Here is a 10,693-nt window from a genome sequence, read left to right as displayed (position 1 = left end):
CCCCGCAGCCACCGCCAACGTCGATCAACTCAACGGGACTTCCGACTACGTACCGGGAGGCTGCCATGGTGAACGCGTCGATGATGAGCTCGGTGCGCATGTGGTTGGCCATCGACCAGCCGGCGACTTTACGGGAGTAGAGGTCGATGACGGTGGCGAGGTAGAGCCATCCTTCGCCGGTACGKATGTACGTGATGTCCCCGACGAGCTTCTCGCCCGGGCGGGTGGCGGTGAAGTCGCGGCGGACGTGGTCGGCGGGCGGCGGGGTCTGGTCGGGGATGGTGGTGCGACGGTAGGCCCTGGGCTGGCAGGCTTTCAGCCCCGCACGGCGCATGATCTGCCGGGCGAGGCGGACGGAGACGCGCAGGCCGGAGGCGGTCAGGGCGGCGGCGATCCGCCGGGCGCCGTAGGTCTGGCGGGAAACGGCGAACACCGCCCGCACGTGGGTGTCGAGGGTGGTGTGCCGACGGGTCCGGGCCGACGCCGGCCGCCGAGACCAGTCGTAGAAACCGGATGTCGACACGGCCAGCCACAGGCACATCTTGGATACCGGGTAGTTGTCCTTCTCCGCAGCGATCAGTTCGTACTTGTCGATCACTGATGGCGTTGCGCGAAGAAGGCGGCCGCTTTTGAGAGGAACTCGCGCTCCATCCGGAGTTCCCGGTTCTCCTTTTCCAGCTCGTGGAGCTGGGCCCGCTCGGACATCGACAACGGTTCTTCTTCGTTGTGGTGTGCCCGCCGCCAGGTCGCGACCCAACTCCCCAATGTTCCTTCGTTGATACCGAGATCTTTCGTGACCGCCGAGGTGGGGCGGCCCGAGTCGATGACGAGCTTCACCGCCTCGTYCTTGTACTCGGGTGTATACCGCCTGCGTGACTGACTCATTGATCTCCTCCGTTCACGGATCAATTATCCCTCATAGGGATCACTGTCCGAAGAACGGGGCCCACCTCAGGACGAGTACTGGTGATCGTCGACCAGCCCACGAGCATCGGCGCCCTCGCGATCGCGGTCGCCCGCCAGATGGGCCTGGACGTCGCCTACCTGCCAGGGCTCACGATGCGCCGCCTGGCGGACCTGCACCCCGGCGAGTCCAAGACCGACGCCCGCGACGCCTACGTCATCGCCGACGCCGCCCGCACCCTGCCCCACACCCTGCGCCGGGTCGGGACCGACGACGAGACCCTCGCCGGACTCACCGTGCTGGTCGGCTACGACAGCGACCTCGCCGCCGAAGCCACCCGGCTCACCAACCGGTTACGCGACGCCCTGCTGCACATCCACCCGGCCGCGGAACGCCTGCTGGGCAGCCACATCCACCGACCCGGCGTCCTCGAACTCCTCGCCGACGCGCCCACCCCGACCGCCTTGCGGCAGCTCGGCGAGACCGGCATCGCCACGACGATGCGTCCACGCTCGCCGCGGCTCGCCAAGACGCTGCCCGGCCAACTGGTCCGTGTCCTCGACGAGCAGACCGTGGTCGTGCCCGGCACCGCCGCGTTCGGCCCGGTCATCGCCGGCGTCGCCCRCAAACTTCTCGGCGTCCTCGACGAACGCGCCGATCTCGCCCAGGACGTCGAAGCCACCCTGGAGGCGCACCCTCTTTCCGAGGTCCTGGTCTGGATGCCCGGTGTCGGGGTCAGGACCGCCGCCAGCCTCCTGACGATCATCGGAGACATCGCCGCGTTCCCGACCGCCGCGCACCTCGCCGCCTACGCCGGCCTGGCTCCGGTCACCCGCCGTTCCGGCAGCTCGATCCGCGGCGAGGTCCGCTCCCAACGCGGGAACCACGCCCTGAAATCAACCCTGTTCCTGTCGGCGTTCGCCAGTCTCAGCGACCCGACCAGCCGGGCCTACTACGACCGCAAACGTGCCGAAGGCAAACGGCACAACGCCGCCCTGATCTGCCTCGCCCGCCGCCGCGTCGACGTCCTCTACGCCATGATCTGCGACCGCAAGCCCTACCAGCCGCCCGCTACCAACCCCGCGCCCGAGCCGGCCCGCRCCGCTTGACAACGCCATAGAGACACCCCCCACGGCTCGCAGGCTCKTCGCGCAGCTACGCAGCGACACTCCCACCCAGATCGAAGGCATCGGGGATCAAGCGACCGACGTCAGCTGAACCCTCTGGGAAAGACATGCCGTAGACCGCTGTGGATATCGATGCCGCCCGGCGGGAGAATCAGGAGTAGAGTCAGCAATGTGTTGCGGCATGTGCGTGGAACCCGTTACGTAACGCCCCTGCGGGAGGGTGGCTCCCTGCCAGGTCTGGTCGAAGCCGACGACGACGGCAYATACGTCGTCAAGTTTCGCGGGGCGGGGCAGGGAAGCGCGGCTCTGGTCGCCGAGATCGTGGTTGGGGAGCTGGGCCGGCGGCTCGGTATCCGGGTACCCGATCTGGTCGTTCTCACCGTCGATCCGGAGATTGCGCGGCGGGAGCCGGACCAGGAGGTGCAGGAGCTGCTACGGGCGAGCGCAGGAGACAATCTCGGAATGGATTTCYTCCCCGGGTCCATAGGCTACGACGGCGCCAGTTGGCAACCGCCGGCCGAGGAGGCCGCGAGAATCTTCTGGCTGGACGCACTGACCGCGAACGTGGACCGGAGCTGGTCCAATCCGAATCTCCTGGTCTGGCATCGTGCACTGTGGGCCATCGATCACGGGGCTGCCCTGGTCTTCCAGCATTCCTGGCCGTCGGTGAGCACCTGGGCGGCGCGCCGCTACGACCTGTCGGAGCACGCGCTGACAGTCCTCGTCAAGGATCTCTCGCCGGAGGCGCTCGAACAGCTCGACTCCGAGCTCGCGGCCGTGGTCACTCGCGACCTGCTCGCGGAGGTGACGGCATTGGTCCCCGATTTGTGGTTGCTGGGCATGAACTCCGTCCAGCCGGGCGAAGCCGATGCCGCCGCCCTGCGGGAACGGTATGTGGAGTACCTGCTCGCGCGTCGTGCCGGCGACCGCGGCTGGTGGCCTGGCGCGGGGAGGTGATCGCCGTGCCGGAATCATTTTTCGCATTTGACTATGCTCTTCTGTTCGCTGTCCCAAGGGTCGACCGGGGCGAGCGGATAAACGTCGGTGTACTGCTCTACAGTCCTGCCGCGGAATTTTTGGCCGCGGCGATCAACGTTGATACCGAACGACTCAGAGCGCTGGACTCCAATGCCGACGTGGAGCTGATCCAGGCAGCGCTGAATTTTATCCAGATGGTGTGTGCCGGTGATCCCGCCGCCGGCCCGGCCGCCACGAGATCGGCGCGGGCACGCTTCGGCTGGCTCACCGCGCCGCGCAGCACAGTCGTTCAGCCCGGCGCCGTGCATGGCGGTATCACTGCCAAACCGGAGGTAGAGCTGGACCGGCTGATGGACCGCGTGGTCCGGTGAACGGGCTCTGACCGCGGATCGACCGCACCTGCCACGGACAGCCGGCGGTGCTCTGGTTCGGAGGCCGATGGAACTGGTCTGTGCCCGGGGGCTCTCGGGCGGGCCGCGGATTCGCCGGGTCGGCGAATCCGCGGCCCGCCTGGCCAACACGCCCGATCGTCCGCTCTCAGGGCCCGCCGCGCCGGGCGGGTAGCAGGAAGAGCAGGCAGAGCACGACGGCGAGCGCACCCACGATCCACCACAGGGTCTTGACGAATCCGGAGACGAATTCCTCCGCGCGCACCTTGGCCAAGGCGTTCGTCAGACTCCCACGATCGGTGACGCTCACCCGCCCGCCGCAGTCAGCGGGGACAAGACTGAGGTCAGGCTGGTGGATATCGCACCGACGCAGCTCGGCCATCAGCCGAGTCACCTCGCCGGAAGAGTGCCCCTGGCTGACCAGGGCCTGCTGGACCTGCGACGTCACCCGGTCGGTCCGGGYCGGCTCGCCGGTGGCGAGGGCGGAGAAGAACAGCCCACCGATCAGCGCGACGCCCACTGCCGCGCCAAGCTGGCCGGTCGCGTTGATGATTCCGGAGGCCGCGCCGGCTTCGTGCGGCGGCACATCGATCAGGATCATCCCGGTCAGTGGCGCGACCAGCAGGCCCATGCCCGAACCGATCAGCAGCAGGGACGGGGCAGCATGCCATGATGTCACGGTGGTGGCGAAGTGATGCGCCGTCCACACGTAGGAAAGAACACCCGACGTCATCACCGCCACTCCCACCATGAGGCAGCGACGGCCATACTTCGGAAAAATGTAGCGTACCGCGAGTCCGCCAGCCATGGGAACAGCGATGGAGAACGGAATCGTGGTCAGACCGGTATGCAGTGCCGACCAGCCCAGACCACCCTGCAGATAAACCGTCCAGGTGATGAAGAATCMAGCCGGCACGCAGCTGAACAACAGTTGCGTGCCGACGCCGACAGAAAAGCTGCCAGTTTTGAAGAGGTTCAACGCCAACAGTGGCGAATCGTCACGGCGCACCTTTTCCCGTTCATACCGTAGGAACAGCGCGAACACTGGGACAGCGATTACCATGGCGACAATGCTCCACGTCGGCCAGCCCAGCTCGCGCCCCTGCACAAGCGGAAAAAGCACGAGCAGCAGCCCTACGGCGACGAGGATCATCCCTATCCCGTCGGGCCGGCGAGCATGCGGGGACCTGGATTCCCGCATCCACGCCGACGCTGCCACCAGCGCTACCGCGCCGACGGGGAGGTTGACCGCGAAAATGCTGCGCCATTCGAGGCCGAACGGGTTCCACTGGAGCAGAAGACCACCGACGAGCGGTCCCGCGACGATCGCCAGGCCCACGATGCCCGCGTATAGGCTGACGACCTTGCCGACTTCTTCCCGAGCAAAGCTGACGTGGATGATCGCCAGTACCTGCGGCACCATGACGGCCGCAGCGCCCCCCTGGACCACCCGGGCGCCGACGAGGAATTCCGGACTCTGCGCAATCGCGCACATTCCGGACGCCGCCATAAACCCGGCGACACCGGTCAAGAACATTCGCTTGCGACCGAAAATATCTCCCAGTCGACCTCCGGTTATCAGCATCACAGCGAAGGCGAGAGTATAGCCCGCGTTCATCCACTGGATGGACGTTGGCGACGCCCCGAGATGCTGCTGGATGTTCGGAATAGCCACCGTGAMGATGTTGTTGTCAAGCAGGTCCATGAACGTGGCGACGAGCAGGACCGCGAGAGCCCACCAACGCCTCGGGTCGGGTGCGGGCTGGGCCACCTGCAGTACCKGCTCGGACGGCCAGGTGGTCCGCTCAGYATCGACCATGATCTACCTGTTCTGCGGAATTCCGCCTCAGCGCCGCTCCCGCACTGGCCGGTTGATCTTCATACTGTCCATGTCCGTCACTCCGAATCGGAGGTCGCGATAGCCGCAGCCGATCTCGTCGAACCTTGCCATCAGCCGTTCTTCGGCGGCATCCTGCGCCCGCTGCTCCGCCTTGTCGTCGAACTCGACTCGAACGACCAGGCGGAATGTGAAGGCGACGATGGACTCGTTGTAGACGAGCGTTCCTTCTTCGGTGAACGACGCGTTGAGCACATCCTGCTGGTCGGCGTTCCGGCGAAGCTTCTCCCGCGCCGGGGGGTCAAGTTTGTCAAACCGTCCGCGTACCAGCACCCGGTAGACGTGCTCGGGCATCAGTCGTTCCCTTTCTCCGCAGCTATTTCGCGACCCAACGCGACCCACGACCGCAGTAACAAGTCCACCGCGTCGACTGCCGCGTCGTCCGGGCTGCTCTCGGGCGACAGGACCCGTTGGATCGCCAGGCCGTCGTCAAGCGCGTGCACTATCAACGCGAGCACCTCGACCGGAGCAGGTGGGGACGCGTCACGAGACGTGAAGTCGCGGGCGAGCGCCTCCGCGATGATCGTCCGCGTCCGCGCCTCCCGGTCGGTCAGCGTCGGCAGGACGCCCGGGTTGCGCAGGCCGTAGAGCCACAGCTCGGTGCGCAGCACAAGCCAGCTCGCGAGGTGACGGTCACGCTCACGATGCCAGGCCCGGAACTGCTCGACCATGYCCTCGAACGAGCCGGCGTCACGGCCCAGCGCCCGCAGCTCCTCCAACTCACGCTCTGTGCGCTTCTCCAGCAGGGCGAGCACGAGCTCGTGCTTGCCGTCGAAGTTGCCGTAGAAGGCGCCTCGCGTGAAACCGGCACGCTCGACAATCTGTTCGACCGATGTGCCGGCAAGGCCACGCTCGGCGAACAGCTCCGCCGCCGAGCGCAGCAGCTTCTCGCGGGTCAGCTCCCGACTCTCCTCGCGGGACAACCGTCTGGTCGCGATGACAGGCTCCTTCTAGATACAGAGGTGCATCCAGATACAAGAGCCTATCAGAGTGCCGGGCTCGTCTCCAGCTGGGAGGCGGGCCGGGTCAGGCGGACCGCGCCGAGCACGGCCGCCTGGTAAGGGGTGAGCGTGGCTCCGGGTTCCGACAGGGCGAACGCCGCCCACCGCGGCTCCCGCCCGCAGCCGTACAACATGCCRAGCGACGCCAGGACCGAGCGCCGTTCCGCCTGCCGCCGACCGGATGACAGCAGATGCGCCGGCCGTCCGGCGTGCGCCAGCGTCTGCCGCACCGGGCTCAACAGGACAGGATGCGCGCTCACCTCCACAAACACCTCATGGCCGGTGTCACCGAGCCGCTCGACCGCGGCGGCGAAACGGACCGGCTCGCGCAGGTTACGCATCCAGTACTGTGAGGCGAGGCTCGTTCCTGGCACGGGCTCGCCGGTCACGGTCGAGTACATCACGATCCTCGTAGGTCCCGGTGCCAGCGACCGTAACGCCAGATCAAGATCCGCACGCAGGTCATCGACGTAGTGGCTGTGCGAGGCGACGGTTCCCGTAATCACGCGGCAGTAGACGTCGCGCCGGGTGAGATCATCGACGAGCCTGGCGAGTGACGCCGCGTCGCCGGCCAGCACCGTCGACCGGGGGCTGTTCTCGCCGGCGACGCTGATGCGCCCGGCGCTGGCATCCGCGACGGCATGCGCCTGGGCGGGGGACAGCTCCGTGGCGGCCAACGCCCCCCTACCGGAGATCCGGCGCAGCAGCGCACTGCGCCGGCAGGCGATCATTATCGCATCTCGGAGGCCCAGCGCGCCTGCGGTATGCGCGGCCGCGATCTCCCCCATGCTGTGGCCGACCACGGCATCCGGYACGATCCCCCAACTGCGCCACAAAGCCGTCAGGGCGATCTGCAACGACACCATGGTCGGCTGCAGCACGTCGATCTCGTCCATCCGGGACGCTGGCGGGTCCAAACCGAGCTGCTCGACCACCGAGAATTCGGCGAAACGCCGAACCTCCTGATCACAGCGAAGGAGCGCCTCCCGGAACGCCGGCTCAGCGGCCAGCAGCTCGCGGCCCATTCCGTACCACTGGGCGCCCTGCCCGGCGAAGACGAACACCAGGCCGGGCCGGCGTGCCGTCACATCGGGAGGAATGCGGTCGGTTTCTCCCGCGAGGGCGGCGGCCAGTTGTTCAGCGAGATCAGCGTACGAATCGACAACGAAGGTCAGGCGGTGCCCCGCTCCGGCGGTACGCACCACGGCGTCATGGCAGTACCAGGCCAGCGCCGGCAGGCCCGCCCGCGCACGCACTCGGTCAAGGTGCGTGCGCAGGAGTTCCGCCAGTCCGTCCTCGGTGTCTGCCGCGACAGCGAACAATCGTGTGTCCACGTCTCCCCCATCAGGCCGCACGTCGCCCGCTCCTGGTCCGGGCACCGATCGAGGTCACCGGCGGACGGCTACCTGGTGACGGTAGCTCTCCATCGGCAGGCCGCTCACCCAGGGCACGATCCCGATCCTGCTCAGCAGCCTGATCACGGCGGGCGGCTGATATCCCGCGAACATGCCGCCGAACATCAGGATCTGGCTGTGTGCCGCGATCCTGCGCGCCATCGGGTTCATCCGCTGCCGCGCGAGCGTGGCGTGGAAATGGCTGTCGGACGCCATCCGGCGGCGGATCGCCGCGCGAACCCGGTCGGAGATGTCGTGGTCGGTGACCCAGGTCAGGCCGTCGATCTCCGCGGTCATCCGGCGCATCGCCGCGTAACGCTGACGCGTGAAGACGTCAATGTGGGTGAGGATGCCGCCGGGGCTGAGCACACGTTCCACCTCCCGGAGGAATCTGCCGAGATCAGGATAGTTGTGCGAGCTCTCTATGTTGACGAGTATGTTCACGGAGCCGTCAACGAAAGGCAGTTTCTCGGCGTCGCCGTGCACGAACTCCAGTACGTCCGCACGCGCGAGGGTCGCCGAAGCCCTGGCGATGGCTCGCGGCGACAGGTCCAGGCCGGTCATCCGTGCGCCACGGGCGATACGGGAAAGGAAGTTCAGGCCTTCCCCGGTGCCGCAGCCGACTTCCAGCACCGTGCGACCGTCGTAGTCGTCCAGACCGATCGRCAGGTCCCGCAGAGCCAGGAAGTACAATTGCTCGCTGAAGYCGTCCGTGCCGAACTCACCGAACCCTGGCAACCGAGCCCGGATCTCGTCGACGATCTCAGGGTCATACATCCCCCAGTTCCACAGGTCCCCCTTCGCCGAGAGAGTGGCGGCCATGTCATAGATTGTCGAGCTGGCCGTTTTCATTCTTTCCGCAGCCTTCTCACCACCGCGAGCCGTGTCAGGCTCAGCAAGATTGATGTCGGCCAGGCCGCTGGTGAAGGCGGTCATGATCTCGGCAGTGTTCACTGCGCTCTCCGCGGGTCTCCGGCCTGCTCGGAAAGGGAGGGCTGGGGGCTGTTGGTKTCACCGCGCACCAGACCGACGCCGTCGTACGCCTCGGCCGGGTCGGTGCCCATGCGCACCAGTTGGTTGTCGCCGTTCACGAACACGACGTTGGGCTGGTAAGAGCGGGCGTCCTCCTCGGCCATCAACGCATAGCCGACGATGATCACCAGATCGCCTGGACTGATCAGGTGAGCGGCGGCGCCGTTGATGCCGATGGTCCCGCTGTCCGCCTCACCTTCGATGACGTACGTGCTGAGCCGCGCACCGTTGGTGATGTCCAGCACGTCGACCTTTTCTCCCGGCCACAGGCCGGCGGCCGCCATCRGGGTGGCGTCGATGGTGATCGAACCAACATAGTGAAGATCGGCCTGTCGCACGACGGCACGATGGATTTTGGATTTGAGCATCTCGCGGTAGATCATTACACTCACCAGGTCACCGGCAGCTCTCGCACACCGTAGATGATCATTTCGGAGCGGGTACGGATCTCGCTGGTCGGCACCGCCACGTGAAGGTTCGGCAGGCGGCGCGCCAACGATTCGAACGCGATGCGCAGCTCCAATCGGGATAGCTGCTGTCCGACGCACTGGTGGATGCCGTGCCCGAAGGCCAGGTGCGGCACGGGCTCGCGCGTGATGTCGAGGCGGTCGGGAGCGTCGCACAGTGCGGGGTCCCGATTGGCCGCGGCGAGGGAGAGCGACACCGCGTCACCCGCGGTCAGCTGGTGGCCGTCGAACTCCAGATCGGCGGAGACCGCACGGATCGAGCCGGCGTGCACGATCGTCAGGTAGCGAAGCAGTTCCTCGACAGCACCGGGCGCCAGGCCCGGGTCCGCGGCCAGCGCCGCATACTGCTCGGGATGTTCCAGCAGCGCGAACGTTCCCATCGCGATCATGTTGGTGCTGGTGTCGTGCCCGGCGACCAGCAGCACACTGCCGATCGTCATCAGCTCCTCGTCGCTGAGCTCACCCCGGGCCACCAGCGTGCCCAGCAGGTCGTCCGCCGATGCGACCCGCTTGGCCTGGATGAGACCCATCAGCAGTCCACCGATGTTCTGCCAGCCGCTGATGGCCTCCTCCGCGCTGGAGTGAACGGTGAACAACGCTGCGATAGCCGCGCCGAACACCTCACGCTGCTCGACGGGCACTCCCAGCAGTTCGCAAATCACCAGCGCGGACACCGGTTCGGCGAACGCCGACACCAGGTCGGCCGGACCGCCACCGGCGATCATCGCGTCCAGGTGCTGGTCGACGATCTCGATCACCCGCGGCTCCAGGGACCTGGTCCGACGCRTCGAGAACCACTCGACGATATGCCGCCGGTAGCGGGTGTGCTCCGGAGGATCCATCGCGGTGAACATGCCCGGCGCCGGCTCGGTGCGTTCGCCTGCCATCGGCAGCGGGATGGGCGATCGCAGAAGGTCGCCACGCGAGCTCATGCGGAGGTCTGAGTGGGCGTTCTGCACGCTTTCGTCGGGCCTCAGCTTGAGTTGATCTCTGGGGTGGCCGGTGGGTCGGGCTGGGGCAGGACGAACAGGCCGGGATCGGGCTCGGTGAGAACACCCCGCTCTACCAGCCGTTTCAGCCGGGCCCGCATGCTCTCGACATGCCGGGGCTCGGTGCCGCCACCCAGCGCCCGGCACACGTCCTWGGCGTGCAGCCCGTTCCCGCCCCGGGTGAACACGGCCAGCACCTCCCGATACCCCGGCGGCAGCGGCTCGGCCGGTGCGGCGTCGTTCTCGGCGGCCAGGTCCARCACCGTCTCCCGGGTGATCTCCAACCGTTCCAGGGCACGTTCAGCGGCGGCGAGCTGCCCGGTGAGCCGGGCGATCTCCTCCCGCAGCTCCTCGACGGCCCGCCCGGCGCGGGCCCGCCGAGCCTCGATCTGTTCCAGCACCTCCCGCACCGGCACTCCGCTCGTCATTCCCGACACTCCCGCCGGTCAGACCGGCGGGTCACGCCAGGTCGGGGTGGCCGCCCCGGTCAGCCGGCGGGCCATCACCTCCACCAT

10 protein-coding genes and 2 pseudogenes are annotated in these 10,693 nt (G+C 67.2%); 3 read left to right on the top strand and 9 right to left on the bottom strand.

Annotated features, from left to right (window positions below; translation table 11 throughout):
• Positions 1 to 885, bottom strand: a pseudogene (locus CcI156_RS22895) (IS3 family transposase); the annotation flags it as partial.
• Between the two features lie 69 nt (positions 886 to 954).
• On the opposite strand from CcI156_RS22895, the pseudogene CcI156_RS22885 reads away from it, so the two are divergent.
• From CcI156_RS22885 to CcI156_RS22875, 3 genes and pseudogenes are all read left to right on the top strand, one after another.
• A pseudogene (locus CcI156_RS22885) lies at positions 955 to 2,013 on the top strand (IS110 family transposase); the annotation flags it as partial.
• Positions 2,014 to 2,202: 189 nt separating this feature from the next.
• Entirely contained in the window at positions 2,203 to 2,988 is a 786-nt protein-coding gene (locus CcI156_RS22880) for a HipA family kinase (protein ID WP_076808143.1), read from the top strand.
• Positions 2,985 to 3,380 (top strand): DUF3037 domain-containing protein, encoded by a 396-nt coding sequence (locus CcI156_RS22875; protein WP_232235279.1) that lies wholly within the window; start codon positions 2,985 to 2,987, stop codon positions 3,378 to 3,380. The genes CcI156_RS22880 and CcI156_RS22875 overlap by 4 nt, the downstream gene beginning before the upstream one ends.
• 166 nt (positions 3,381 to 3,546) lie before the next feature.
• On the opposite strand, the gene CcI156_RS22870 is transcribed toward CcI156_RS22875, so the two are convergent.
• From CcI156_RS22870 to CcI156_RS22835, 8 genes are all read right to left on the bottom strand, one after another.
• Positions 3,547 to 5,217 (bottom strand): MFS transporter, encoded by a 1,671-nt coding sequence (locus tag CcI156_RS22870; RefSeq protein WP_305775230.1) that lies wholly within the window; start codon positions 5,215 to 5,217, stop codon positions 3,547 to 3,549.
• Between the two features lie 27 nt (positions 5,218 to 5,244).
• The gene (locus CcI156_RS22865) at positions 5,245 to 5,589 is read right to left on the bottom strand and encodes a DUF6204 family protein (protein ID WP_023842131.1); all 345 of its coding nucleotides are present in this window, start codon (positions 5,587 to 5,589) and stop codon (positions 5,245 to 5,247) included.
• The gene (locus tag CcI156_RS22860; protein ID WP_217697748.1) at positions 5,589 to 6,218 is read right to left on the bottom strand and encodes a TetR/AcrR family transcriptional regulator; all 630 of its coding nucleotides are present in this window, start codon (positions 6,216 to 6,218) and stop codon (positions 5,589 to 5,591) included. The genes CcI156_RS22865 and CcI156_RS22860 overlap by 1 nt, the downstream gene beginning before the upstream one ends.
• A 62-nt stretch (positions 6,219 to 6,280) precedes the next feature.
• Positions 6,281 to 7,630, bottom strand: a complete 1,350-nt coding sequence (locus tag CcI156_RS22855; protein WP_051875530.1) for an acyltransferase domain-containing protein — start codon at positions 7,628 to 7,630, stop codon at positions 6,281 to 6,283.
• A 54-nt stretch (positions 7,631 to 7,684) separates the two neighbouring features.
• Complete coding sequence (locus tag CcI156_RS22850; protein WP_076808138.1) at positions 7,685 to 8,644, bottom strand: class I SAM-dependent methyltransferase; 960 nt, start codon at positions 8,642 to 8,644, stop codon at positions 7,685 to 7,687.
• The gene (gene panD / locus CcI156_RS22845; protein WP_076808150.1) at positions 8,641 to 9,105 is read right to left on the bottom strand and encodes an aspartate 1-decarboxylase; all 465 of its coding nucleotides are present in this window, start codon (positions 9,103 to 9,105) and stop codon (positions 8,641 to 8,643) included. The genes CcI156_RS22850 and panD overlap by 4 nt, the downstream gene beginning before the upstream one ends.
• Before the next feature lie 5 nt (positions 9,106 to 9,110).
• Positions 9,111 to 10,076, bottom strand: coding sequence for a cytochrome P450 (locus CcI156_RS22840; protein ID WP_254847573.1), 966 nt, complete (start codon positions 10,074 to 10,076; stop codon positions 9,111 to 9,113).
• 86 nt (positions 10,077 to 10,162) lie between these two features.
• Positions 10,163 to 10,606: a hypothetical protein gene (locus CcI156_RS22835; RefSeq protein ID WP_076808134.1), complete on the bottom strand. Its 444-nt coding sequence runs from the start codon at positions 10,604 to 10,606 to the stop codon at positions 10,163 to 10,165.
• Between the last annotated feature and the right edge of the window lie 87 nt (positions 10,607 to 10,693).

The organism is Frankia sp. CcI156 (assembly GCF_001983015.1).
Taxonomy (GTDB): domain Bacteria; phylum Actinomycetota; class Actinomycetes; order Frankiales; family Frankiaceae; genus Frankia; species Frankia casuarinae.
The sequence above is the reverse complement of the archived record's forward strand: the minus strand, read 5'-3'. Positions and strand labels throughout refer to the sequence as shown.

What these genes read in the sequence shown, in the direction of transcription:
- CcI156_RS22865 (WP_023842131.1), bottom strand. Translation starts at nt 5,589, where the DNA reads ATGCCCGAGCACGTCTACCGGGTGCTGGTACGCGGACGGTTTGACAAA.